Origin of the sequence: Arthrobacter sp. NPDC056691, from assembly GCF_042791415.1 — a bacterium.
In the GTDB taxonomy this organism is placed as follows: domain Bacteria; phylum Actinomycetota; class Actinomycetes; order Actinomycetales; family Micrococcaceae; genus Arthrobacter.
In genome coordinates this window covers 85,468-109,255 of record NZ_JBHTXX010000014.1, presented here as the reverse complement: position 1 = coordinate 109,255, position 23,788 = coordinate 85,468, and the positions used below count along the sequence as shown (strand labels likewise).

Below are 23,788 nucleotides of genomic sequence, written 5' to 3'. Positions count from 1 at the left end.
AGGTGCCTGCTCCCCTGGCCGGCAGCACCGGCACCGCCCACAAGACGGGGGCCGGCTACGGCTGGCGGGTCTGGACGGCCGTGGCCGCCGGCGGGCTGCTGGGCACGGAACTCCGGTACGCGCTGGGACTGCTGTTCCCGGACCAGCCAGGCGACCTGCCGTGGGCCACGCTGGGCATCAACGTCGTGGGCAGTTTCGTGCTGGCGGCCCTCACCACCATCTGGATCGCGCGGCCGCACACCGCGTTCTGGCTCCGCGCAGCCATCGGGCCAGGCGTGCTGGGCTCGTTCACTACCTTCTCCGCCGTCGTATTTTCCACAGACCAACTGACCCGTGCCGGGCTCCCCGGTCTGGGGCTTCTCTATCTGGGACTGTCCGTCCTGCTGGGGCTGGCGGCGGCCGCCGCCGGCTGGCGGACCGGCAAGGTGCTGGGCGCCCCTCGTGCTCTCCGCGGCACTGACGGGGTTGGACCGTGACGGCGCTCCTCGTGGGGCTTTTCGGCGTCGCCGGGGCCCTCCTCAGGTTCGCCGTGGACGGCTGGCTGGCGGGGTTCCCGTCCCCGTGGCGGCACTGGCCCTGGGCTACCCTGCTGGTCAATCTGGTGGGCTCGTTCGTGATCGGGCTGTCCGTGGGTGTCAGTTCGGTGTTCGGCCCCGAATGGCATTCTGCTGTGGCCACCGGGCTCGCCGGCGGGCTGACCACCTTCAGTTCCTGGACCACGGCCACGGTGCGGCTGGCCAGTGAACGGCGCTACCTTGCCGCCGCCTCAAACATCCTCGCCAACCTGGTGCTGGGGCTGGCTGCGGCCGCGGCGGGAATCGCGCTCAGCGGCGGCTAGCCGGCACGGGGTTGCGGATTCCGACGGCGGAACAGGCCGCACCCAGCAACAGCAGCGCGGCCGTGGCCAGCAGTGCGCGGTGCAGGCCCGGCGTCGTCAGCTCCGGACCGACGATGAAACCCGCAAACGCGATGCAGACCAGGCCGGCGATCCTCGAAACCGCATTGTTCACCGCGGAGCCCACGCCCGCCTGCTTCTCGGGCACGGATCCCAGGATGGCCGCCGTCAGGGGTGCCACCGTCATGGAAAGGCCGAGGCCGAAGACCAGCTGCCCGGGCAGGACCTGGCTCCAGTAGTTCAGGGCGCCGCCAACGGACAGTGTGAGCAGGAAGCCGGCCGCACACAGCACCGGCCCGGCAGTCATGAACCACCGCGGCCCGTACTTGCCGGCAAGGCCGCCGAAGAATGATGCCAACAGCATCAGGATCACGGTCGAGGGCAGCAGCGCCAGGCCGGCGGTGGTGGCCTTCATGCCGCCCACCTGCTGGATGTAGATGCCCAGCGCAAAAAACCCGAGGGAAAACCCGCCGTAGATTGCGGCGGTGGCGATGTTGCCCCAGCCGAAGTTCCGGACCGCGAACATGCCCAGGGGCAGGAGCGGGGCGGCTGTCCGCGATTCGTGGATGAGGAAGGCCACCGTGGCCACGAGGCCTGCGGCCAGCGACAGCCAGACCTGCAGGCTGCCCCACCCCGCGCTCCCCTGCTCGATCAGGGCATAGACCGGACCGCCAAGCGCAACGACGGCAAGGAGAGCCCCCGCAATGTCGATCCTGCCGGAAACGCCGGGTGCGGTGTCGGCCTTCCGCAACCTGGCCAGCACGGGCCAGATGGCCGCCGCCGGCAGGACGTTGACGAAGAAAATGACCCGCCACGAGAGCAGGTCCACCGACACGCCACCGATCAGGGGGGCCACGATGGCGGCGGCACTTGTCCACGCCGACCATTTACCGATGGCCGCACCTTGGCTGCCGCTGTCGAAGTGGCTGACGATCAGCGCGAGCGAGCTGGGAACCAGCAGCGCTCCGGCCACGCCCTGCAGCCCGCGGCTCACCACAAGCATTTCGGCGGTCCATGCTGCCCCGCAGAGGACCGAGGTGAGGGCAAACCCGCCCAGCCCCCACTGCAGCACACGTACCCGTCCGAAGTGGTCCGACAGCGAGCCGGCCGCCAGGATAAGGGCGCCCAGCGTGAGAAGGTAGGCGTCCACCACCCACTGCTGGACGCGGAGGCCACCGCCGAGTTCCCTGCCGATGGCGGGCAGCGCCAGGCTGACGACGAAGCTGTCAAGGATCGCCATGAACGACGCCACAATCGCAACCGTCAGTACCTGTCGCTGGAGTCGCGTGGGCGCGGTGGTCTGGCTGGCATCGCTCATGACTTACCGTATCGTGGACTGGATGATCAGCAGACGTGATGCGGCAATTGCCCTGGATGTACCTCTGGAAATGGCCCAGCGCCACGGCATTCCCAAGCTTCTGACCGAAGCCCAGCTGGGCGAGCTGCTGGACAATCCGCCTGCCTGGCTCGTCCAGTCCCGCGCCAACCGAACAGGGAAAAGGCCGGTGTGGGTGCATCTCGTCTGCGCGGTCTGCGGCTACGAGGAGGCGGCCCGGCCCAAGAAGTGGTGGCCCGAGTTCACGTACGTCGTATGCGACCATCACCGCCCCTCCGAGGTTCCCCCGCCGGCGCCCGGATTCGTACGGAGCGAGTTCGACGGCGTGGGCACCAGGTTTGTGGGCATCGCCGACGTCACGGGCTGACAGGTGATTAGGGCAGTTACATTTGTGCGGGAACAGGCGTAATTTACGTAGGGAGGGGCACCCTCCTGCCCCTCGGACGAGGGAGCACGCAATGCCGGACAAGTCGCCGCACCAGCAACAGCAGAAAAAAGCGGGCAAGACCATCAAGCAGAAACGCGCGGACAAGAAGGCCAAGCACCCAATTGAGGGAGCCCCGGACCCTGTGGCGCATCTGAAGAAACGCTGATTGCCGGATTACACCGAACGGGATGGCCAGGATTCCTTGGCCACCCCGTTTGCTTCTGTCTACCCCCAGTCCGCCATTTCGCCCGGAACCGCCGCGATGTCGGTGACGTGCCCGTCGCGGAGGACGGTTATGTTCATCGGGACGCCAATGGCCTCGGCGAACAGCAGTTTCTGCAGGCTCTCGGCGTTGCTGACCGCGCGGAAGCCTACCCGCAGCAGCACATCGCCGGTCCGTAGCCCTGCCTGCTCCGCCGGGGAGCCGGACAGCACCTCAACCACTCGCAGCCCTTCGCGCTGGCCCGTGCGGACCACGTCACTGGCCGCCAGGCGTACTGGTGTGCTCACCACGCCCAGGTACGCGCGCCGCACCCGGCCGTCCGACAGGAGCGCGGAGATTATCCGGCGCGACGTGCTGTTGATGGGAACGGCCAACCCCAGCCCGGCGCCGGCCACCGCAGTGTTGATTCCCACGATCCGGCTTCGTGAGTCGGCCAGAGCCCCGCCGGAACTGCCGGCGTTCAGGGCGGCATCGGTCTGGATGACATCCTCAATGACCCTCCGGTTGCGTCCGGCCCAGACAGGGATGGCCCGTCCCAGTCCGCTCACCACACCTGCCGTCACCGAGCCCGAGAGCCCCAGGGGGTTCCCGACGGCAATCACCAGTTGCCCGACCTGCAGTGATTCGGCGTCCCCGAACTCCGCGGGCGCGACGTGCGGAGCACGGCCCCGGACCACGGCCAGATCGGACAACGGATCCGCGCCCACCACCTCGAGATCAGTACCGGAGCCGTCAGCGAAGACAGCGCGGCCCTTCTGGGTCCCGGCCACCACATGGGCATTGGTCAGCAGGTAGCCGTCCTCGGTGAACAGGACTGCTGATCCGGCGCCGACCCGGAACCGTCCGTTTCGCCGGTTCCCCGTCATCTCGATGGCAGCCACGTGGGGTGTGACGGTTCTGGCCACCCTGATGACCGTCTCCGAATAGGAGTCAAGGGCCGCGCCGTCGTCGACGGGACCCGGTTCGTTTGCAGCCGCCGTGGACATGGCATGCCTCCCTACCGCTGATTTCGAATCGCTGGATTCGTGATACCTGTCACAACTCCGCCGGCGGGGTGGGTAGTCCCGCGCTGGCTACGCCGTGGGTGAACAGCTGCGGCTGCCGCGGCCGGGATCAGCAGCTTAAACGCCGAACGCCCGGACCGAGGTCCGGGCGTTCTTCGTCAACAAGGCATAGGAAACCCCGGAAACTCGAGGTTTCCGGGGCTCGCTCTTGTGGAGATGGGGGGAATTGAACCCCCGTCCGATGTCGTGTTGTCAGGGCTTCTCCGGGCGCAGTTTGCGTCGGATTTTCTCGGCCCCAGCCGTCCTGCAAACAGGCGGCTGATCCGGGCCCAGTCATCAAAGAGTCCCGTTTACTCCGATGACGGGAGCAAACAGCAGTGGCTATCTAAATGACGCCAGGATCCGGGGCGATAGCATCCCCGGGCTGACGGACTGAACTACTGCTTAAGCAGCGAGTTCGAAGTCAGTGCGCTTAGATTCGGCACTTATTGGTTTGCAGACAGCGTTTACGAGATAATTCTGCATCCTCGGCCCGCTTCACCTGTCGCGACTAACATCGTCGAAACCGATCATCCCCGTATTTTGTTACCAAACCGGCGGGGACAAGGTTCTGGACCAGTTCCCTGCCGGACTATTCATCATAACGCATCGGCGAGGACAATCATTCCAGCCGGCGAAGGGCGCGTCGGCTTTTCAGTCCTAGCGCCGGTTGCGTTCCCGCATGACGCGCTGGGCCTCGCGCTTGTCCTGCTGCTCGCGAAGGGTCTGGCGCTTGTCGTAGTCCTTCTTACCGCGGGCGATGCCGATCTCCACCTTGGCCCGGCCGTCCACGAAATACAGCTGCAGAGGAACAATGGTAAAGCCCGATTCACGGATTTTGTGCGAGATCTTGATGAGCTCCTCGCGGTGCAGCAGAAGCTTCCGCCGCCGGCGCGCCGCGTGGTTGGTCCAGCTTCCCTGGTTGTACTCAGGGATGTGGATGCCCTCCATCCAGAGCTCGTCGTTGTAGAACGTGCAGAACCCGTCAACCATGGACGCGTGGCCCTCGCGGAGGGACTTCACCTCCGTCCCCATGAGCGCGATGCCCGCCTCATATGTGTCCAGGACGTGGTAGTCGTGCCGGGCCTTCCGGTTGGTGGCCACGACTTTACGGCCACTTTCTTTGGGCACGGTTCAACTCCTCAGTTCTCGGTACTGGCTGTTCCGGAGGCACCGGAACAAAGTCTTACTATTCTACGGCAGGTGCGCCGACGGGCCTGAGCCGTCAGGCGGCGGCCCTTCCTTGTCAGAGCAGCCGCATCGGGTCAACCGCTTCACCGTTCAGCCAGGTCTCAAAGTGTGAGTGGCAGCCGGTGGAGTTTCCCGTGGTGCCCGAGTAGGCGATGAGCTGGCCCTGGCTGACCTGCTGCCCGACGGAGACCACAACGCTGGTGTTGTGGTAGTAGATCGTGGTCAGCGAGTTGCCCTGGACCACGCCATGCGAGATCTTGACGTTATTTCCGCCGCCGTCATCCGCCCAGCCGGCCGAGAAAACCGTGCCGGCTGCGGCCGCGTACACCGGCGTGCCGCAGGCGGCACCGAAGTCAATGCCCGTGTGCATGTAGCCGCCGGTGCCGTAGAAGTCGATGGTGCCGGGCGGCGTCGCACGCCATCCAAAACCGGAGGTGATGGGTACGCTGTCGGGGAACGGGTGGCGGAGGCCAAAGGCCGACGGCGGGCCGGCCACCGGAGGCACGTAAGGCGCGGGTTGCTCGCCCTTGGCCTTAGCAGCGGCGGCAGCAGCTGCGGCGATCCGCCGCTGCTCGGCGAGCCACGCCTCGCGCAGCCTGCGGTCACGCTCTTTGATTTCTGCGGCGACGGCGTCCTGGCGCGCCTTGACTCCAGCCAGCTTCTTCTGGATGCCGGGCTTGGCGGCCTCGAGTTCGTTGTTCAGGCGGGTGGTGTCGGCGATGAGCTTGTCCACCTTGGCCTTTTTGGCGGCGGCCTCGTCGCGGGCGGCTTTCTCTTTGACAAGCGCCGCGTCGGCCTTGGCCTTGAGGTCCTTGATCTCGGCTTCAACCGCCTGCAGCCGGGCCTGCGAGTTCACGTTGGTGGCATTCTGCTGGGTGAGCTTGTCCATTGCGGAGTTCTGGCTGCGCAGCGCCTGGTCAGCCAGGTCCATCGTGTCAGTGAGGCTGCCGGTGTTGTTGGAACCGAAGAAGAGGGTGAGGTCCGAGGGAACGCCGCCGGATTTGTAGGCCTGCGTGGCGATCTGGCCGATCAGCTTCTTCGTGCTGGCGATCTTCTGCTTGTCTGCATCCAGCTGCTGGGTGATCTTGGCCTTGTTCTGCTGCGCCAGATCCACCCTGGCAGCGAGTGCTTCCACTTCCTTGACGGCACTCGCCACGCGGCCCTGGGCCTCGAGCAGCGCCTGCTGGGCGGCCGGAAGCTGTCCCCGGTAGATCACGAGGTCCCCGGCCGCTTTCGAAATTCTTGCATCGACGAATTCGAGCGACTGCTGGACCCGGGCGGCTTCGGCCTTCAGGGCCGCCTGCTGGTCCTCAAGGTCGTCTGCATAAGCGGCAGGGGCTGACGCACCCAGGCTCGCGGCCAGCACTAGTGCCACTGCGGCACTGAGAATTCTGCGCTGGCGCCCCGCTGGGCTCTTTCGCATGGGCCTGCCGGAACTCATCATGGGCATTCCTTCGGTGAGCATGGCCTACACCCTCAAGTATCGGCGGAGCGTGAGCAGAGATGAAGTGCCCGCCAGTACAACGCCCAGCCCGATGAGGGCCGGGGCGAGGAGCAGGGTCTGTGCCGGCGAGATGAATGCTGTGTCCGGATACTGCTTGGACAGGTATTCGCCCAGGAAGAAGTGGGCCACGGCCCACAGCGTTCCGGACGCGAGGGCGGCGCCGATGACCGCGGCGATGACGCCCTCGAGGATGAAGGGCAGCTGGATCACCGTCTTTGACGCGCCCACGAGCCGCATGATGCCGGTTTCCCGCCGCCGGCTGAACGCCGAGAGCCGGATGGTGGTGGCGATGAGCAGGATGGCGCACACCGTCATCACTCCGGCGATGCTCACTGCCACGAGGGACGCCGCATTCATCACCGAGAAGAGCCGCTCCAGGACCTGCCGCTGGTCGATGACAGTTTCCACGCCCGGCTGCGAGGCGAAGGTCTCGCTGATGATCTGGTACTTCTCCGGGTCTTTCATGTTGATCCGGAATGAGGCGGGAAGCTGGTCCGGCGTAACCGAATCGACGATGGGAGAGTTCGAGAACTGCTCCTTGAAGTGCTTGTAGGCGTCATCCTTGGACTCGAACTGGAAGTCGTTGATGTACTGGGCCACCGCGGGTGATTCCAGCAGGGTCCGCACGTTGTCCTGCTGTTCGGCCGTCACCGGTCCCGAGGCGCAACCGGCCGCCGTCGACCCTTCACCGCACAGGAAGATGGCCACCTGGACCTTGTCGTACCAGTAGCCCTTCATCTGGTTGATCTGGAGCTGGAGCATCCCGGCGGCGCCCACGAAGGTCAGGGACACGAAGGTCACCAGGATGACGGAAACGACCATCGACAGGTTGCGCCGCAGGCCGCCGCCGATCTCGCCGAGGATGAACTGGAGCCTCACAGCCGGTCCTCCCCTGCCTGGTCGCGGGCTGCCTCGTCATCGCGTCCGCTGGCGTCCTTGAGCCGTCGGGACTGGCCGACCACGGGAATCATCGATGTGTAGAGGGCCCGGGCTTCGTCGCGGATGACTTTGCCGTTCTTGAGCTCCACAACGCGCTTGCGCATCTCGTTAACGATGTCGTCGTCGTGGGTGGCCATGACCACGGTGGTGCCGTTCTGGTTGATCTTGTCCAGCACCCCCATGATGCCCATGGACGTGGTGGGGTCCAGGTTGCCGGTGGGCTCGTCGGCCAGCAGGATGCCGGGGCGGTTGACCACGGCGCGGGCAATGGCCACGCGCTGCTGTTCACCGCCGGAGAGCTCGTGGGGCATGCGTTTCTCTTTGCCCTCGAGGCCTACGGTTTTGAGCACCTCCGGGACGGTGTCCCGGATGACGCTGCGGCTCTTGCCGATGACCTGCATGGCAAAGGCCACGTTGGCGAACACGTTTTTCTGCGGCAGCAGGCGGAAGTCCTGGAACACCACGCCGATTCCGCGGCGCAGGCGGGGCACGCGCCAGCTGGAGATGTTGGCTACGTTCTGGCCGGCGACGTAGACCGTGCCGGAGGTGGCGCGGTCCTCCTTGAGGACGAGGCGCAGGAACGTGGACTTGCCGGATCCTGACGCGCCGACGAGGAAGGCGAATTCACCACGGTCAATTTCAAGGCTGACAGAATCCAGGGCGGGCCTGGCTTTCTGGTCGTAGACCTTGGTGACATTTTCGAATCGGATCATGACCCTAAGACCCTGCAGGACACGGCTTTAAGGGCATGGTCTGCAACCGGTGCGGGGGCTTTCGCTAGGGGGAAGTAGAGCTCCGGCCTCTCGACTATACGCACGGGCTGCCATGCTCAGGCGGGAGTCAGAGGGGCGTGTCGCGGGATTGGGCCCGTTGCCTCCTGATGCGCCTAGCGTTCGGCGTTGCGGTTGTCAGTGCGCCAGCGGATCCCGGCTTCGATGAAATCGTCAATGGCGCCGTCCAACACAGCGGTGGTGTTTCCCACCTCGTGCTCGGTCCGGAGGTCCTTGACCATCTGGTATGGGTTCAGGACGTAGGAGCGCATCTGGTCGCCCCAGGACGCCTTGACGTCGCCGGCGAATGCCTTCTTCTCCGCGTCCTCCTGCTCCTTCTTCAGCAGCAGGAGCCGCGACTGGAGCACCCTCATCGCGGCGGCGCGGTTCTGCAGCTGCGACTTCTCATTCTGCATGGACACCACTGTGCCGGTGGGTATGTGGGTCAGGCGGACGGCCGAGTCGGTGGTGTTGACGGACTGGCCGCCGGGGCCGGACGAGCGGAAGACATCCACTCGGATTTCGTTGTCCGGGATGTCAATGGAGTCGGTCTGTTCGATGAGGGGGATGACTTCCACTGCGGCGAAGGAGGTCTGCCGGCGCCCTTGGTTGTCGAACGGGCTGATCCTGACCAGCCGGTGTGTTCCGGCCTCGACGCTGAGCGTGCCGAAAGCGTACGGCGCATTGACCTCGAAGGTGGCGGATTTGAGGCCCGCTTCCTCGGCGTAGGAGGTGTCCATGACGGTGGTCGGGTAGCCGTGGCGCTCCGCCCACCTCAGGTACATGCGCAGCAGCATCTCGGCGAAGTCTGCGGCATCGACGCCGCCGGCTCCTGAGCGGATGGTCACCACGGCCTCGCGCTCGTCATACTCGCCGGAGAGCAGGGTGACAACCTCAAGGTCCTTCAGCGACTTGCGGATGGACTCCAGCTCGGTCTCCGCCTCCCCCATGGAGTCGGCGTCGTCCTCGTCCTGGCCGAGTTCCACCAGCACCTCAAGGTCATCGATGCGCGAAACCAGGGTGTTCAGCCGTTCCAGCTCGGACTGGCGGTGCGACAGCCGCGAGGTGATGACCTGCGCAGCCGCAGGGTCATCCCAGAGGTCCGGCTCGCCGGCACGCTCGCTCAGTTCTGCGATCTCTTCCTTGAGCGCCTCGACATTGGTGACGTTCTCGATGGAGGTATAGGTGCCGCGCAGCGCGCGGATTTCTGCAGCAAAATCAATTTGAGCCATGGTTGTTTAAGCGTACGCTATCCGCCCTGACCGCCCGGACGGTGACCCGGTTGGCAGCAGCGGCGGACTCGCCTAGCGGGTCAGCCGCGAGCGTGCGGTGGATGAGGCCGCAATGGTGATGCCGTCCGGGATGAGGAAGTTGACCACCGGCGGGTGCACGGTGGCGCTGAGAACCACGACGGCGGTGGAACCGTCGGGCGTCCCCGTTCCGGACGCGACGGCCAGCCCGTCGAGACGGCCGAAGGCGCCGTTGCGGCTGAGATAGTCGCCCGCGACGTTCCGGACCCGGTCACCGTTCAGCAGGGCCGAGGGAGTGCCGCCGGCTGTTTCGACCTGGCCGAGCGTGTAGGAGTCGGCGGCGGCCACCGACGCGCCGTCCGCGAGCGACAGGAGTTTCTTGTGCTCGATGTAAAGGCTGGACGCAGCCATGACCACGGTGCCGACCAGCAGGGCCAGCATGACGAACCCGATGATGAGGACCGTCATTTGACCATCCTCATCATGGCTCGTTGGCGCTGATCCGGTGGGAGTACGGCCGGCCGTCGGAGGTGTCAACGGAACCTGCCCACGACCTGGGTGGCCGAGGCGCTCAGTTGGCCGGCGTTGAGCCGAAGTGCTTCGCCAAAGGGCACGAAAGGCAGCGGCACGGTGAGCCGTACGGTGACAGTGACCGCGGAGCCCGCCGCCATGCAGTCGCCGCCGGCGTCACAGCGGATTTCGACGCCGGCGTTCCCGGCGGGATGGCCATAGTCGGCAAGGGCAACCATGGTGGCCTGCTCTGCGGCAGCCCGCCCGGACAATGCATCGGGCTGCGTCACGAAGACCTTGGCCGCCTGGTCCGCGGCTCCCACCACGGCGAAAGAGCCGCCCTGAATCTGGCCAACCGTGATGATGAAATAGACCACGGGCACCATGAGGAGCAGTCCAAGGAACGTGAACTCGACCACCGCGCTCCCCCGCTGCCCGTCGTCGCCCCTTGGCTTTGCCCGGTCGCCTGCGCCATGGGCTCCGAGACTGCCCCGCGCGCCGACAGCAGTTGAACTCTCGAGACACAGCGCCTCGTGGAGCCTGCGCACAACACGGCTACTGATGTGCCGCCGCCCGCGGTCAACCGGTGATCGCAGCATGTCCGGTGACCTCCAGCCCGTCGCGCGGACCGATCAAACCGATGACCGGCAAGGGGGCCCTGACAGTCACTTCCAGCGTCCGCAGCCCCTGAAAAGTGACCTCGCGCGTTTCGATGTCGCGGGCAAAGTCGGCGTTGAGCGCCGTACCGATGAGCTCGCCGGTGCGGCGCCTGGCGTCGTCGGCACCGCGGTCGGCCAGGGTCCCGTACCGGGCGCCGGATGCCGCAGCGTCGATGAGTGTGTTCCGGACGTGCAGGATGAGCGCGAGCTGGATGATGGACACAAAAAACATGGTCAGCAGGGCGCCCACGAGCACAAAGTCGACCACGGCAGCGCCGTGCTCGCGCCCGGAGGTTTCCGCGCGGGTCCCGTCCACAAGCTACTTTCCGACCGTGTCCATTGCCTGGTTGAACATGGCCTCCAGGGCAGGACCGGCCAATGCCAGCAGCGCAGCAACTAAGACCGCCGACATCAGGGTGATCATGACCCAACCGGGCACATCCCCGCGCTCAGGATGGTCGGAGGCTGGCGCGATCCTCCCTGGCCGCGGTACCGCGGCAAAGGAGTGACCGATCAGCGCCGCCACTGCGGCGACAAGTGCAAGTCCGTGCCTGGCCATGAATGTCATGTGCTTCCCTTTTCTCCGAGTTGTTTGTTGGGCATGGCCCCTGCCGGCGGTTGCCGGAGCAGCGGCGTCAAAAATTCAGGCTCAGCGCCGCTATTCCGGGGAACACGGCGAACACCACTGTCAGGGGCAGTACGCCGAAGACAAGCGGCACCATCATGGCGATTTCCTTCTTGCCGGCCGACTCCATCAGCTCGCGCTTGGCCGTATCCCGGACGTCCTGGGCCTGGGCCCTCAGGACTTCGGCCAGTGGCGTTCCGCGCTCCACAGCCACGATGATGCCGTCAACAAAGCGGATAAGCGGCCCCAGATCCGTGCGGGCGGAAAACTCCTGCAGCGCCTCCACCAGGGGCTTCCCCGCCCGGGTTTCAGACAGGACCCTGCTGAATTCCTTGGAAAGCTCGCCCCGGGCCGTTCTGCAGACGCGGTCGAGGGCCCCGGTGGCGCTTTCCCCGGCGCCCACGGCGAGCGCAATCATTTCCGCCAGGCTCGGGAACTCGGCCAGCATCCGCGCCTCCCGCCGCTTGATCTGCACGCCCAGCCAGTAATCACGGAAGAGGAATCCGCCGATTCCGCTGCCGACGGAGACCGCCACGGCCAGGACAGGGCTGAACCTCCCGGTCAGCGCCGCTGCCACGATGACGCTGACTGCAGCGATGAACGCGCAGAGCGCCCACAACAGCTGCTGGGCCCGGAAATCCAGGGAAGACTTATCAATTCGTGCCTGGGCGAGCCTGCGGCTGAGGGCTGTGGAGCCGAGGTTGAACCGGGCCAGTTTGGCAGTGGCTTCCCTGATCAGCGGGCGGAGAATGCGTTCGAGGGGACCAAACGGAGTGAGGACGCGTTCTTTCGCCCGCAGGAGCCTCGATTCAAGGTTTTGGGACCTGAGCTGTGGTTCGATGCGCTCCACGAAACTGACGGACCGCATGAACGGGAGCCTGACGAGGAGGAGCCACAGACCGGCACCGAGGAGTGCACCACAGACGATCGCGGCCGCTGGAACTGTGGTCATCGAAGCAACGGTGGTCATCGCAACACCCGCTCTTCCTCCGGGAGGGCTCCGATCTTCAGCATGACCGAGTAGCACACCAGCGAGACGACGAGGCCTCCCAACAATACGGCCGCTCCCATGGGGGTGTTGTATGCAGCCACAGCCTCCGGACGGCTGACGAGCAGCAGCATGACAATCCACGGCGCCGCGACGGCCAGCCGGGCAGCGTTGACCGTCCACGACTGCCGTGCTTCGAGCTCACTCCGGGTCCGGGCGCTTTCGCGCAGGAACTCGGCGAGGGTCCCGAGCAGCTTGCCGAGATCGGAGCCGCCCACCTCCCGGGTGAGCCTGAGTGCCTCGATGATCCGGTCGGCTACAGGGTCCGCCAGCCTTTCCTTGAGCCTGTTGAGGGACGCGTCGAACTGGCCGCCGGAACGGTAATCCGAGCCGAAGTCCCGGAACACGTGCCGCAGCTCCTCGGGTCCCTTGTCTCCCAGCTGTATCAGTGCCTCCGGAAGGGACAGCCCTGCCCGGATGGCCGACCGAAGGTGATCGACGACGTCGGGCCACACCCGCCGCAGGACGGCGGTGCGTCGCTTGGCGCGCCACTTCACCACCGCCACCGGAAGCCAGCCAGCGAACAAGCCGAAGCAAAATGAAATCGGCCAGGATCTGCTCACGGCAAAGAAGACCAGTGTCGCAAAAGCGCCAAGGCCGAGGCAGCTGCCGATGAGACCGGCAGCCGTGACCTTTTCAATGCCGGCAGACAGCAGCAGGTCATGGAGACGGCTTGTACGCGGTCCGCGCTTGGGACGCGCAGGCTGGTCCCAGGCCGACCACCAGATGAGGAACAGACCGGCACCCGTCAGAACCCCTAACAGCGCAGCCATCAGCGCGGATCCAGGAGTGCCGCGACCTCATAGCCGGCCCTCGCGAATTTTTCCTCAGCCGGCATGGTGTTGGCCGTCGGCTCCAGCACGCCGCCGATCATGGAAAAGATCATGGAGGACTCGATGATTCCGTTCTCGACCCGCCTGCCCAGCGAGAGAATCTCCGTCACCTGCCTGCGCCCGTTCGCAAGGCGGCTGCAGTGCACCACCAGATCAATGCACGAGGCCACGGTAGGAACCACAAACGCGCTGGAGATGTTGTCCCCTGCGAGCAGCGGCAGCGTGCACAACTTGGTCACGGCGTCGTGTGCCGAGTTTGCGTGGACGGTGCACATCCCGGGAAGGCCGCTGTTGAGGGCGATCAGCATGTCGAGGCTCTCTGCTTCCCGCACTTCACCTACGACGAGCCGGTCGGGCCGCATCCGGAGGGCTTCCTTGACCAGCCGGCGGAGCGGGATCTCCCCTTCGCCTTCCAAGTTGGGCTGCCGGCATTGCAGGCCGACAACATCGCGCAGCGGAAACTGCAGTTCGAAGATCTCCTCCACCGTAACGACGCGCTCGCGGCTGCCGATGCTGGCTGCGAGGCAGTTCAGCAGCGTGGTCTTTCCCGCCTGCGTGGCTCCTGAGACCAGGATGTTGAGTCCGCTCGCGACGGCGGCGCCCAGGAAGCGCCCGGACTGCGGAGTCAGGGTGCCGAGTTCCACGAGGTGATCCAGCCGGGTTGCCTTCACAACGAACTTGCGGATGTTGACGGCCCAGTGGCGCCTGGTGACGTCCGGAATGACCACGTGCAGGCGAGACCCGTCGGGAAGGGCCGCGTCCACGAAGGGCGATGAGATGTCCAACCGCCGGCCCGAGCTCTTCAGCATGCGCTCAACCAGGTCCCGGACCTGCTGGTCCGTAAGACTCAGTGATGTGAGTTCGGATTCACCGTTCCGCGCAACGTAGATTTCCGTCGGTGCGTTGATCCAGATTTCCTCGATCCCCGGATCATCCAGCAAGGGCTGGAGGGTCCCGAACCCGGCCACAGCATCAAAGACAAACCGCCGTGCTGACTCCAGCGGGCCAAGCGGCGGAAGCGGCCCCATGAGGGCACGCTCGTCGTAGTCGGTAATGGCTGCTTCCACGAGCCGCCTGACCTCGGCAGTCTGATGCAACGGATCGAGACCCCGCCGACGGATCAGCTCCCGGACTTCATCCTCGACAATGCGTACTGCATCCATGAATTCCCCCGAACGACTGCCGCCCCCAGCGGAGGCAGTACATCTGGGTTAAAGCTAGAGGATGCTGTCCCGTGAGCCAAGACACAGACCCCGGGTATGTGGATAAGCCTAGGGCCGACCGGGCAATGGATCCGGTTGGATCGAGCGCGGCTTTCCTGCCCTGGGCGTGCCCAGCATCAACGGGGCCAGCGGCGTACGGAGGACGAGCACGGCGAGAAGCCAAGGTATGACGAGTGACCCGGAAAACACGAGCCAAGGCTCCGCTCCCCACTGCATGAGAACAATCAGTAGAAGTGCATGCGTGAGAACAACCAGGAAACCACACCTGGCCAGCAGGGTCACCCCGGCGGCAAACCGCGGGCCGGCCAGCGGAACAAGAGTCTCGGCAACAAGCACCATCCCGGCACAGATAGCAATGGCGACAACAACAGTTGTTACGGGAACTCCGAGCTTGGCATTCTTGAGGTCGAAGTACGACGACCAGTCCGCCAGGATCGCGCACACACTTCCCAGGAGCAGAAGACTTCCAATTAGCAACGGCCGCATCAGCCGACTCCGGAGTCGCTTGAACACCCGCCCTGCCAAAATAAAAACAACGCAGGTGCAACCGATTCCCGCAGCCAAGGGAATTTTGGCGACCAAATTGCTGTCGGCGTAGGTAACCGCAAGGGCACCCAGCGCAACGGCCCATTGAAGCCACTGCGGGAATCGCTGAATTGCACGAAGAAGAACTACTGCCACAAATAGCGCCGTGACGAACCAGAACGCCGCAAACGGGCCGGTAAGGCGAGATCCGCCCTGAATGAGCCTGCTGAGCGTGGAGAACCCGACATCATCCAGCTGGGAAATCCACCAGGCCCCGATAACAACCAGCCAAAACAGGTATGGAACCAGCAGGGACTTTGCACGGTTCCTGATCTCAGACGTCAATGTCCTGTTTTCTGACCAGAAGTAACCGGACAGAAAGAAGAACAAGGGCACATGCCACGGGTAGAGCGTCTCCCGGGTCAGTGGGCCGGCCCACGCTGTTACATGCCCGGCAACCACTGCGGTTATCCCCAGAACGCGAAGAAAGTCCACAGCGCCGGAACGGCCAGGAACGGGCCGCCTGCCCTCCCCAACTTCCCCCCGTGGGTTGGGCTCGTGAGCGCGCCCTTGGTTCGAGACGTGTCCGTAATTTGGCTCCATGGACACTAGGGCGTGCCTGAGGCTGCTACCGGTTCAGCCGCTTCTGCGCCGGCGTAGCCGAAGGGGTTAGCGCTCTGCCAGCGCCAGTGGTCAGCGCACATCTGGGCCAGGTCACGGTGCGCGGACCATCCCAGGTCCGCCAAGGCTGCAGAGGCGTCGGCGTAGCTCACGGCCGCGTCCCCCGGCCGCCGGGGTGCAAACTCATAAGGAACCGGATGCCCGGCCGCGGCGCCGAAGGCGTCGATCACTTCCAGGACGGACGATCCGCGTCCGGTGCCAAGGTTCCAGCGGAACGAGCCAGTCTTCGTCTGCAGGTAGTTAAGCGCGGCCAGGTGGCCGGCCGCGAGATCCATGACATGGATGTAGTCGCGGACCCCCGTGCCGTCGGGTGTGGGGTAATCGTTGCCGAACACCATGACCTTCTCACGGCGACCCACCGCAACCTGGGCAACAAAGGGCAAGAGGTTGTTGGGAATACCGTGTGGGTCTTCGCCGATGCGCCCTGACTCGTGCGCGCCGACGGGGTTGAAGTAGCGCAGGAGCGCGATACTCCACCGCGGGTCGGCGTCGCTCAGGTCCGACAGGATGTCTTCGATCTGCTCCTTGGTCCTACCGTAGGGATTCGTCGCGTCCAGCGGCGACTTCTCGATCAGGGGAACATGCTCCGAAGCCCCGTAGACCGTGGCCGACGAGCTGAAGACCAGCCGCCGAACACCGGCCTTCTCCATGCCCTCCAGGAGGTTGAGCGTGCCCACCACGTTGTTCTTGTAGTACCACAGCGGCTTGGCCACGGACTCGCCGACGGCCTTCAGGCCCGCGAAGTGGATGACGGCTTCAAACCCGCCTTCCGCAAAGACCCGGTCGACAGCCTCGGCGTCGAGCAGGTCGGCCTCGCGGAACTCCACCTTCTTGCCGGTGAGCTCTTCGACGCGGTGCACTGCTTCGATGTTCGAGTTCATGAGATTGTCCAGCACGACGACGTCGTGCCCGTCCTCGAGCAGGCAAAGAACCGTGTGTGATCCGATGTAGCCGGCGCCGCCGGTAACCAAAACCTTCATGGCCATCAGTTTAGGCGGGATGCGGCGACGCCGTTAACTAAGTCACGTCCCCGGCCCGGAGAGTGGGAAGAGGTGCATCGGACGGTGCGGCCAGCATCACATTGGTCACATTGGTCACATGAGCATCTTCAGTGCTAGGATGGGCCGCCTGTACCGCCGCCGGCGTGCTGGGAGTCAAGACGGCGAGGACGTCAGCCATGAGCCGGCTCTCTGCCCGGAATTTGAAGGCTACGGAGTATTACATGCAGTGTTCCCCAAATAACAAAATCTCCGCGGCTCTCACCATCAAGGTGAAGCGCATCGGTCTCCTGGGCGGCACAGCGCTCCTGTCCATGATGCTGTGCCTCGGCGGCGGCCTTCCCGCGCAGGCAGCCCCCACCCCCGCGGATCCGGCAACCCCCCAGACGCCGGCGGACTCTCCGTCGCCCATGCAGACCCCACCGGACGCGCCAGCCGCTGTTCCCTCCCAGTCAGCGGCGCCGGGCCAGAGCCTAAACACCGCCCAACCGAGCCAAACCGCTCCACAGCAGGACCCCGGCCAGATCGACATGGCTGCCCTGCGCGCCGAGATCGGAAAAGACGGCGCCTACCTCGGGCAGGGCGTCAAGCGCCGGGCCGCGACGTTCGCAAAGCAGTCCACCGCATCGTCCCTGAATGCGATCTCCACCGAAGCGGCCAACACGTGGATGGCACCCGGCGTGCAGGGGTTGGACGTCAGCAGCCACCAGACAGCTGTCAACTGGGCGGCCCAGTACAGCATGGGGGCACGGTTTGCCTATGTGAAAGCCACGGAGGGAACCACATACAAGAACCCCTACTTCGGGGCCCAGTACGGTGGCGCGCTGGACTCTGGCTTGATTCACGGGGCCTACCACTTTGCCCTTCCCGGGGTTTCAACGGCCGCAGCCCAGGCTGACTACTTCGTCAACAACGGTGGCGGCTGGAGCGGCGACGGAAAAACCATGCCCCCGCTTCTCGATATCGAGTACAACCCCTACCCCTCGCTGGGAAACACCTGCTACAACATGAGCCAGGCAGCGATGGTTAACTGGATCGCGGCTTTCTCCAACAGGGTGCTGGCCAGGACCGGGCGCCTGCCGATGATCTACACGACCACCGACTGGTGGACCCAGTGCACCGGCAACTCCGGCGCCTTCAGCCGCCAGCCGCTGCATCTGGCTTCCTATTCCCGCTACGTGGGATCCATGCCCAACGGCTGGGGTACGTACAGTGTTTGGCAGTACAGCGCCACCGGGCCTTTCGCCGGCGACTCCAATGCCTGGAATGGAACGCTTGCCAGCCTGCAAAAGTTTGCCGCGACGGCCGACGGCACCGTGCCCACGCCCTCCATCACATCACTGGGCGACGTGGTGGCGGCGGATTCTTCGGGCATCCTCTGGGATTATCCGGCGACCGGCAGCGGGACGTTCCGCACGCGCAAGCAGATAGGCGTCGGCTGGAGCGGACTGCGGTCCATCAACGCCATCGACTGGAACGCTGACGGCGTTCTTGACCTCGTTGCCCAGTGGAACACGGGACGGGTCAATGTCTATCTGGGAAACGCCGCCGGCGGGTTTGCCGCCGGCCCGGTGCTCGCGGCGTCGGGCTGGGAAAACTACCAACTGACGGTGGGCTACTGGTACAACAGCAGCTACTACCCGCAAATCATCAGCCGTGACGACTCAGGCGTGCTGCGCCTGTGGCAGAACACCTCGGGTGCCGGTGTCAGCGGCGGAACAGCCATCGCCCAGGGCTGGGGCGGGCTCAACCTGACCATGATCGACTTTGACGGTGACGGCAACCAGGACATCCTGGCCCAGAACCCGGCCGGCCAGATGCTGCTGTACCGCACGAACGGCAGCGGGCTCTTCGTCGCCGAGGCCCGCAGGACGATCGGCAGCGGATGGCACAGCATGACAAGCGTCACGGTCACCACGAACTTCAAGGGGGCCGCAACGAACGGCCTCATGGCCCGCAACACCAGCGGACAGCTCTACTACTATCCGGTGCCCGGCAACTCCGCCTGGGGCCCGGTCACCGCCATCGGGACGGGCTGGAACAATTACCTTATCGCCGGCGGAGAAACCGTCAACGTCGCCACGGCCACCCTTACGCCGCCGGCCGCGACACCTTCAATCACTTCGGCTTCCGACGTCGTAACCGTTGATGCTGCCGGCAACCTCTACCGGCGCAGCTCGGGTACCGGAACGCTGGGGACCGCCGTCAGGATCGGCACCGGCTTTACCGGGCTGGCGTCCGTCCACGTCACCGACTGGAACACCGACGGCATCCAGGACCTGGCCACACTGAGCACCACCGGCGTACTGGGAATACAAACCGGGCTGGCAGCCGGAGGCTTTGCAGCACGGACCGTTCTCGCCTCGGGTCTGTCCGGAGCCGATGTCACCTTCGGCCCGTGGCTCAAAGCCGCCAAATATCCCGGCGTTGTGGTCCGCCGTGCGGACGGCTCGCTCCAGTTCCACGCGAACCCTTCCGGAGGCGCGCTCGCCCCTGCGACCACCCTCGCCTCCGGCTTCGCGCGGACCGACGTCTCGATGACGGACGCTGACGGCGACGGCAACCAGGACCTGGTCGCAGTTGACTACTTGGGCCGGCTGACGCTGTACCGCTCCGGCGGAACAGGAACGCTGGTTTCCGAAGCCCGCCGGCTCTTGGCGGGCGGGTGGAACACCCTGAACAGCATCAGCGCGGCAAGGGGCTTCGCAGCCGCCGGATCAAACGGGCTTCTGGCCCGCGACCGCTCAGGACAATTGAGCTACTATCCGCTGACGGCCGGCGCCCTCGGTGCGAAGTCGGTGCTGCCCTCCGGCTGGAACGGTCTCCTTATCGGGGGCAGCGGGCTCCTGGTCCCGGGACGGGCCATCACCAGCACTGCAGACATCCTGACCGTGGACGCCGCCGGCGGCCTCTGGAACCGCCCGGCAGGGAACTCCTCTGTTGGCAGCCCCTACCAGATCGGAGTGGGCTGGTCTGGAATGAAGTCCCTGAACGTCGTTGACTGGAACGGCGATGGCGTGGCCGACGTCCTGGTCCAGAGGTCCAACGGCGTGTTGTCCCTGTACCCGGGTTCGGCGTCCGGCGGGTTTTCGGCGCCCTTCACGGTTGCTACCTCGGGCTTCGCCCAGATCAGCCTGGTCACCGGCAAATGGGTCTCCGGATCCCGGTATCCCGGCCTGGTGGGCTATGGCCCCGACGGCGCCCTCTACTACTGGGCAAATGCGGCCGGACGGTCCGTCAGCGCCCCGGTACGCATCGGAGCCGGCTGGTCAGGGCTCAAGCTGGCCATGATCGACTACGACTCCGACGGCAAGCAGGATCTGCTGGCCGTCAACACCGCAGGCGCCATGCGGCTCTACCGCTCCACGGGCGCGAACAGGTTTGTTTCGGAAGCCAGGAAGACCGTCGGCAGCGGCTGGCAGTCGTTCCGTCAGTTTTCCGCCAGCACGGGCTTTGCCGGAGCAACGAGCAAGGGCGTGATGGCCGTCCAGACCGACGGACAGCTGCGCTACTACCCGGTGACGGCCGGAAGCCGGTGGGGCACCTCCTATATCGCCGGGTCGGTGGGAATGGCGTCCACCGTCTCGTCCACCTCCGGCGCCAGCTAAGCAGCGAACGAATACAAAAGGCGGCTTCCCCGAACATCGGGGAAGCCGCCTTTTCTGTTTAGCTGTGTGTACCGCCGCTACGCCTCAGGCACGCGCTGTCTGGGACGCCACAATCTCCTCCACAGCCTTCTGCCAGGCCAGCACCTGCGACTCGGCGGAGAGCGGACGGGCTGCTGCGTCTGCCGCCCGCTTCCACTCCGAAATCTTCTCCGCCGTCAGCCCGTGCAGGGTGTTCCGCAGCGAGTCCGCCGAGAAATCAGCCGTCACTGCACCCAATCCGTGCTGCTCCACGAGCGCGACCATCGCCGGCGACGGGCCCACTATGAGTCCAATGCGCGCCTGGACGGCCTCGAAGAACTTGTTCGGCAGGGCGTTTTTGAGGTTGAAGTTCGTGGGCGGCAGGAATACGAGGGAAACGTCGTACTCGCTGAGCGTGGCTACCAGCTGGCTGTACGGCACCGGGTCACGGAACCGGATGGCAGGCACCGAAGCGGCCTTCTCCTTGAGCTCGGCAACGTAGTCCGGCTCATTGGGCATCACAATCATGTCCAGCGTCAGCCAGTCGGGCGCATCACGCATGGCGTCTATGAAGTTCTCGAGCTTGCGGTAACGCTGGCCCGCAGCGCTGTGGATGAGGCGGACCGGCGTGCCCACAGTGCGCACCTCACGTTCGGAGTACGGCGCTGCGTTGGTCACCACACCCGCGGCCACCCCGTAGTCCTTCGTGTATTCGTCCGCTATTCCCTGGGATACGGTGGTGACGGATTCGGCCAAGGGCAGATAGCGGCGGCAGAGCCAGCGCATGAACGGTGCCACGAATAGCCTCCACTTGAGGTCATCCTCTTTTTCACGCGGGGCGAATTCGTGCAGGTCGGCGTGGACGCCCAGCCGGGGCTGAAGTTCCATCGCCAGCGGAAGCGTATTCAGGTCGTTGGCCAGAATAACGTCGAACTCCCCGCGCGGAAGAACGCGGCGTGCAGCCGAAACGGCGGTCAGGCCGTTATAGACGCGCGGATAGCGGCGCGCGATGAGACCCAGCTTGTCGGAAGGCCAGCCGCGGGAATCGGCCGGAAGCGCGAAATGGTTGTCCACGCCGTCCGGCGCGTCACCGTAGCCGCACGTTGAAACGCGGTACTTCCCTTTGAACAGCTCAACCTGCTTGAGGACCCTGGGATCCGAGCGAATAGGTGAAAAGGTCAGGATCAACAGCGAGGGCAGCTCAGTCATATGGTTCATTATCCCAGACAGCCGCGGCCGAAAGTGGCCGTACAGCTCAGCGGAAGGCACTGAGAGACGGCACGGCTTGGGCTCAGAAGATGCTCCGCAGCACGGGCACCCGGCGGGCGGCGATAGAGACCGCAAAGCTCCCCACCAGGGTGGCGGCATAAGCGAGCCCCATGGCCTTGACCGACATCCCGGCCGCCACGGCCGGAAACTGTAGCCGGATGGCTTCGAAAATGACCAGATGCACGAGGAAGACCCCGAAGGTAGCGTTCGACAGTGCCGTAAGCGGCTTCCCCGATCGCCCTACCCTCAGGTTCGAGGCCAGCGACAGTGTCACCACGAATATGCCCAGCGCTGCCAAGGCCACTCCAACCCCAAGGTAGGAGACTGAAACTACGGCATCCAGAAGGCGAATCTCTCCCTTGTTGCCGTAGTGCCACACCGTTCCGGCTATCAGAGCGGCAGTTGCGAGGGCGGTCACTGTGAGCTTAAACCCGGTGAGGCGCACATTTCGCAACGCGTATCCGGCGAGGAAGTAACCCACGTACGGCATCCAGTGCGTCAGGAAGTTGAGGCGGACCGGACTCGATACGCCGAAAAGGCCGAGTACGCCGGGAAGCATGTAAAAGAGCACTGTCGCGGCAAGGAAAGCAGCCGCCGCCTTCGCGGCCCGGGCCTCACCTCCTCCGCGCAGGAATCCGGCGAGCACGGGGGCCACCGCGTACAGCCCGGCGATAAGCCAGAGAAAGTACAGCTGCGTGAACACCGAACCATCGACCAGCAACTGAAGAGTCCGCTGCGGGGTCAGGTCCTCGCCCCGCATCCAGATGCGCACTCCGATGAGGTACACCAGGTTCCACGCGACGAGCGCGGGAATGAGCCGCGTTGCCCGGCGCCGGTAAAACAGGCCCGGTTGTTCCGCCACCATCCTGGAACCGAGCATGAGCGCCCCGGAAATCATCACAAAGACGGGAACGACCCAGATCCAGCTCACGTCCAGCACTACAGCGATCCACCACGGACGGCTCTCGCGCGGTGCCCGGCCCAGCATGTAGCCGAAGACGTGGATCGCGACCACACCGCAGATGCTCACGACCCGGAGAATGTCCAGGCCGTATTCGCGCGGAGGCGCCGTTTCCGGAGCCGAGGCCGCGGCGTGGGCTGTGCCGGACAGAACCGGCACTACTGTCCTCCGTGCGCCGGTGGGGTCAGGCGCCGGTCAGGTTCCGCTTCCTTGCGCTCAAGGGGCCCGTCAGTGCCGGGCTGCGGGGTCTCGTCCAAGGCAATCCTTCGGGAGAGCTTGGTGAGAGTAGATTCCATGTGCCGGAACCGCTGGTAAGTCGTTGCCATGAAGACCAGGAAACTCACGATGAGGCCATAGAGCACCAGGTCCGTTCCGCGGCCGATGCCAAGCAGTCTGGCCACGCGGGTGAGCAGTTCAGGGAAGAAGATCGAGAGCGCCGCGAGGCAGGCGAAGAGAACCAGCATGATACGGCGGATGGCGAGGTGCCGTGCGTTGGAGCCGCCTCGCATCAGCGCAAGCGAGACAATGATGACGGCAAGGACGAGTGCTACCTGGACAATGATCTGCACAATTTCACCTAAAGAAGAGGTCAGCGACGATATTGACCGAGTTCAGCAACGACTGGCCTTTGGATTTCGAGTAGTCCGTGTAGATGATCTCCACCGGGTGCTCCACCCAGCGCGGATTCATCTCGGCAAGCTGATGGATCAGCTCGGAGGCGTGGGCCATCCGGTTCTGCTGCAGATTGATGTTCCGGGCGACGTTGGGACTGAACGCGCGAAGGCCGTTATGGGCGTCCGTCAGAGCCATGCCCGTTGACATCCGGGACTGCACCGCGGCCGTCCGCAAAACCAGCCGCTTCAGCGGTGAGAGCTTGGTGCGGTCATCGAGGAACCGGGACCCGAGGACGACGTCGGCCTCGCCCGAACGGATCCGGTCGGCCATGGCCAGCGCGTCAACGACGCGGTGCTGGCCATCGGCGTCGAAAGTAACGATGCAGTCCAGTTGCCGGTCCTGCAGCGAATACTCGATTCCTGTCTGCAGGGCCGCACCCTGGCCCAGGTTTACCGGGTGCTGGACAACCACGGCGCCGGCCCGGCGGGCGATGTCCTGCGAACCGTCGGTGCTGCCGTCGTCAACGCAAACAACGTGCGGAAATTCCTTCCGCAGCCCCTCGATGACGGTACCGACGACGGACGCTTCGTTGTACATGGGTATGACTATCCAGGTTCGACTCACCCGTCAAGTATTC

The 23,788-nt window shown here is 65.0% G+C and carries 25 protein-coding genes and 1 other RNA gene; 5 read left to right on the top strand and 21 right to left on the bottom strand.

The genetic code is table 11. The features are described from left to right. Positions 1-2: 2 nt before the first annotated feature. On the top strand, positions 3-476 hold the full coding sequence (locus tag ACFRAU_RS13270) for a fluoride efflux transporter FluC (RefSeq protein WP_378000237.1): 474 nt from the start codon (positions 3-5) through the stop codon (positions 474-476). Further along, on the top strand, positions 473-838 hold the full coding sequence (locus ACFRAU_RS13265; protein WP_378000236.1) for a fluoride efflux transporter FluC: 366 nt from the start codon (positions 473-475) through the stop codon (positions 836-838). The genes ACFRAU_RS13270 and ACFRAU_RS13265 overlap by 4 nt, the downstream gene beginning before the upstream one ends. Here ACFRAU_RS13265 and ACFRAU_RS13260 read toward each other — a convergent pair. Then, positions 825-2,213, bottom strand: a complete 1,389-nt coding sequence (locus ACFRAU_RS13260) for an MFS transporter (RefSeq protein WP_378000235.1) — start codon at positions 2,211-2,213, stop codon at positions 825-827. The two genes, ACFRAU_RS13265 and ACFRAU_RS13260, sit on opposite strands and share 14 nt — an antisense overlap. Positions 2,214-2,235: 22 nt before the next feature. Between ACFRAU_RS13260 and ACFRAU_RS13255 the strand changes: the two genes are divergently transcribed. After that, positions 2,236-2,598 (top strand): hypothetical protein, encoded by a 363-nt coding sequence (locus ACFRAU_RS13255; protein WP_377998146.1) that lies wholly within the window; start codon positions 2,236-2,238, stop codon positions 2,596-2,598. A 91-nt stretch (positions 2,599-2,689) separates the two neighbouring features. After that, positions 2,690-2,824, top strand: coding sequence for a hypothetical protein (locus ACFRAU_RS13250; RefSeq protein WP_377989966.1), 135 nt, complete (start codon positions 2,690-2,692; stop codon positions 2,822-2,824). A 59-nt stretch (positions 2,825-2,883) separates the two neighbouring features. Here ACFRAU_RS13250 and ACFRAU_RS13245 read toward each other — a convergent pair whose 3' ends face one another. The 16 genes from ACFRAU_RS13245 to galE form a co-directional block, all read right to left on the bottom strand. After that, on the bottom strand, positions 2,884-3,867 hold the full coding sequence (locus ACFRAU_RS13245; RefSeq protein WP_378000234.1) for a S1C family serine protease: 984 nt from the start codon (positions 3,865-3,867) through the stop codon (positions 2,884-2,886). A gap of 226 nt (positions 3,868-4,093) precedes the next feature. Further along, positions 4,094-4,462, bottom strand: a transfer-messenger RNA (tmRNA) gene (ssrA, locus tag ACFRAU_RS13240). Between the two features lie 122 nt (positions 4,463-4,584). Next, complete coding sequence (gene smpB / locus ACFRAU_RS13235) at positions 4,585-5,055, bottom strand: SsrA-binding protein SmpB (RefSeq protein ID WP_377951175.1); 471 nt, start codon at positions 5,053-5,055, stop codon at positions 4,585-4,587. Positions 5,056-5,170: 115 nt separating this feature from the next. After that, positions 5,171-6,538, bottom strand: a complete 1,368-nt coding sequence (locus ACFRAU_RS13230; RefSeq protein WP_378000246.1) for a peptidoglycan DD-metalloendopeptidase family protein — start codon at positions 6,536-6,538, stop codon at positions 5,171-5,173. A gap of 45 nt (positions 6,539-6,583) precedes the next feature. Continuing rightward, positions 6,584-7,498, bottom strand: coding sequence for a permease-like cell division protein FtsX (gene ftsX, locus ACFRAU_RS13225; protein ID WP_377997408.1), 915 nt, complete (start codon positions 7,496-7,498; stop codon positions 6,584-6,586). Next, positions 7,495-8,271: a cell division ATP-binding protein FtsE gene (gene ftsE, locus ACFRAU_RS13220; RefSeq protein WP_377997407.1), complete on the bottom strand. Its 777-nt coding sequence runs from the start codon at positions 8,269-8,271 to the stop codon at positions 7,495-7,497. Before ftsE ends, ftsX begins: the two co-directional genes overlap by 4 nt. Before the next feature lie 173 nt (positions 8,272-8,444). Continuing rightward, positions 8,445-9,560: a peptide chain release factor 2 gene (gene prfB, locus ACFRAU_RS13215; protein ID WP_377997406.1), complete on the bottom strand. Its 1,116-nt coding sequence runs from the start codon at positions 9,558-9,560 to the stop codon at positions 8,445-8,447. Positions 9,561-9,632: 72 nt separating this feature from the next. Next, positions 9,633-10,046, bottom strand: coding sequence for a pilus assembly protein TadG-related protein (locus tag ACFRAU_RS13210; protein WP_378000233.1), 414 nt, complete (start codon positions 10,044-10,046; stop codon positions 9,633-9,635). Between the two features lie 65 nt (positions 10,047-10,111). After that, on the bottom strand, positions 10,112-10,507 hold the full coding sequence (locus ACFRAU_RS13205) for a hypothetical protein (protein WP_378000232.1): 396 nt from the start codon (positions 10,505-10,507) through the stop codon (positions 10,112-10,114). 160 nt (positions 10,508-10,667) lie between these two features. Beyond that, on the bottom strand, positions 10,668-11,063 hold the full coding sequence (locus ACFRAU_RS13200) for a TadE family protein (RefSeq protein ID WP_378000231.1): 396 nt from the start codon (positions 11,061-11,063) through the stop codon (positions 10,668-10,670). Between the two features lie 3 nt (positions 11,064-11,066). Continuing rightward, a complete protein-coding gene (locus ACFRAU_RS13195; protein ID WP_378000230.1) occupies positions 11,067-11,315 on the bottom strand; it encodes a hypothetical protein in 249 nt (82 codons plus the stop codon). A 67-nt stretch (positions 11,316-11,382) separates the two neighbouring features. Beyond that, on the bottom strand, positions 11,383-12,324 hold the full coding sequence (locus ACFRAU_RS13190; protein WP_378000245.1) for a type II secretion system F family protein: 942 nt from the start codon (positions 12,322-12,324) through the stop codon (positions 11,383-11,385). Between the two features lie 14 nt (positions 12,325-12,338). Continuing rightward, a complete protein-coding gene (locus ACFRAU_RS13185) occupies positions 12,339-13,193 on the bottom strand; it encodes a type II secretion system F family protein (protein WP_377997400.1) in 855 nt (284 codons plus the stop codon). Then, positions 13,193-14,416, bottom strand: a complete 1,224-nt coding sequence (locus ACFRAU_RS13180; protein ID WP_377997399.1) for a CpaF family protein — start codon at positions 14,414-14,416, stop codon at positions 13,193-13,195. Before ACFRAU_RS13180 ends, ACFRAU_RS13185 begins: the two co-directional genes overlap by 1 nt. Positions 14,417-14,524: 108 nt before the next feature. Continuing rightward, positions 14,525-15,604 carry an acyltransferase family protein gene (locus ACFRAU_RS13175; RefSeq protein ID WP_378000244.1) on the bottom strand — a complete coding sequence of 360 codons (1,080 nt, stop codon included), beginning with the start codon at positions 15,602-15,604 and terminating at the stop codon, positions 14,525-14,527. A gap of 5 nt (positions 15,605-15,609) precedes the next feature. Beyond that, positions 15,610-16,662, bottom strand: a complete 1,053-nt coding sequence (gene galE / locus ACFRAU_RS13170; protein WP_378000229.1) for a UDP-glucose 4-epimerase GalE — start codon at positions 16,660-16,662, stop codon at positions 15,610-15,612. Between the two features lie 242 nt (positions 16,663-16,904). Here galE and ACFRAU_RS13165 point away from each other — a divergent pair, with 242 nt between their 5' ends. After that, a complete protein-coding gene (locus tag ACFRAU_RS13165; protein WP_378000228.1) occupies positions 16,905-20,288 on the top strand; it encodes a GH25 family lysozyme in 3,384 nt (1,127 codons plus the stop codon). Positions 20,289-20,372: 84 nt separating this feature from the next. Here ACFRAU_RS13165 and ACFRAU_RS13160 read toward each other — a convergent pair whose 3' ends face one another. From ACFRAU_RS13160 to ACFRAU_RS13145, 4 genes are all read right to left on the bottom strand, one after another. After that, positions 20,373-21,515 carry a glycosyltransferase gene (locus ACFRAU_RS13160; protein WP_377997395.1) on the bottom strand — a complete coding sequence of 381 codons (1,143 nt, stop codon included), beginning with the start codon at positions 21,513-21,515 and terminating at the stop codon, positions 20,373-20,375. Between the two features lie 82 nt (positions 21,516-21,597). Next, positions 21,598-22,695, bottom strand: a complete 1,098-nt coding sequence (locus ACFRAU_RS13155) for an acyltransferase (protein ID WP_378000227.1) — start codon at positions 22,693-22,695, stop codon at positions 21,598-21,600. Then, positions 22,695-23,105: a DUF2304 domain-containing protein gene (locus ACFRAU_RS13150; protein ID WP_377997393.1), complete on the bottom strand. Its 411-nt coding sequence runs from the start codon at positions 23,103-23,105 to the stop codon at positions 22,695-22,697. Before ACFRAU_RS13150 ends, ACFRAU_RS13155 begins: the two co-directional genes overlap by 1 nt. A gap of 4 nt (positions 23,106-23,109) precedes the next feature. Next, on the bottom strand, positions 23,110-23,748 hold the full coding sequence (locus ACFRAU_RS13145; RefSeq protein ID WP_377997392.1) for a glycosyltransferase family 2 protein: 639 nt from the start codon (positions 23,746-23,748) through the stop codon (positions 23,110-23,112). Positions 23,749-23,788 lie beyond the last annotated feature (40 nt).

Bases quoted from the DNA above. Each gene is read 5' to 3' on its own strand.
- ACFRAU_RS13165 (WP_378000228.1), top strand. From the start codon at position 16,905: ATGCAGTGTTCCCCAAATAACAAAATCTCCGCGGCTCTCACCATCAAG.
- ACFRAU_RS13160 (WP_377997395.1), bottom strand. From the start codon at position 21,515: ATGACTGAGCTGCCCTCGCTGTTGATCCTGACCTTTTCACCTATTCGC.
- galE (WP_378000229.1), bottom strand. From the start codon at position 16,662: ATGAAGGTTTTGGTTACCGGCGGCGCCGGCTACATCGGATCACACACG.
- ACFRAU_RS13185 (WP_377997400.1), bottom strand. From the start codon at position 13,193: ATGGCTGCGCTGTTAGGGGTTCTGACGGGTGCCGGTCTGTTCCTCATC.
- ACFRAU_RS13210 (WP_378000233.1), bottom strand. From the start codon at position 10,046: ATGACGGTCCTCATCATCGGGTTCGTCATGCTGGCCCTGCTGGTCGGC.
- ACFRAU_RS13245 (WP_378000234.1), bottom strand. From the start codon at position 3,867: ATGTCCACGGCGGCTGCAAACGAACCGGGTCCCGTCGACGACGGCGCG.
- ACFRAU_RS13260 (WP_378000235.1), bottom strand. From the start codon at position 2,213: ATGAGCGATGCCAGCCAGACCACCGCGCCCACGCGACTCCAGCGACAG.
- ftsE (WP_377997407.1), bottom strand. From the start codon at position 8,271: ATGATCCGATTCGAAAATGTCACCAAGGTCTACGACCAGAAAGCCAGG.
- ACFRAU_RS13230 (WP_378000246.1), bottom strand. From the start codon at position 6,538: ATGCGAAAGAGCCCAGCGGGGCGCCAGCGCAGAATTCTCAGTGCCGCA.
- ACFRAU_RS13255 (WP_377998146.1), top strand. From the start codon at position 2,236: ATGATCAGCAGACGTGATGCGGCAATTGCCCTGGATGTACCTCTGGAA.
- ACFRAU_RS13175 (WP_378000244.1), bottom strand. From the start codon at position 15,604: ATGGAGCCAAATTACGGACACGTCTCGAACCAAGGGCGCGCTCACGAG.
- ACFRAU_RS13195 (WP_378000230.1), bottom strand. From the start codon at position 11,315: ATGACATTCATGGCCAGGCACGGACTTGCACTTGTCGCCGCAGTGGCG.
- ACFRAU_RS13250 (WP_377989966.1), top strand. From the start codon at position 2,690: ATGCCGGACAAGTCGCCGCACCAGCAACAGCAGAAAAAAGCGGGCAAG.
- ACFRAU_RS13145 (WP_377997392.1), bottom strand. From the start codon at position 23,748: ATGTACAACGAAGCGTCCGTCGTCGGTACCGTCATCGAGGGGCTGCGG.
- prfB (WP_377997406.1), bottom strand. From the start codon at position 9,560: ATGGCTCAAATTGATTTTGCTGCAGAAATCCGCGCGCTGCGCGGCACC.
- ACFRAU_RS13180 (WP_377997399.1), bottom strand. From the start codon at position 14,416: ATGGATGCAGTACGCATTGTCGAGGATGAAGTCCGGGAGCTGATCCGT.
- ACFRAU_RS13190 (WP_378000245.1), bottom strand. From the start codon at position 12,324: ATGACCACAGTTCCAGCGGCCGCGATCGTCTGTGGTGCACTCCTCGGT.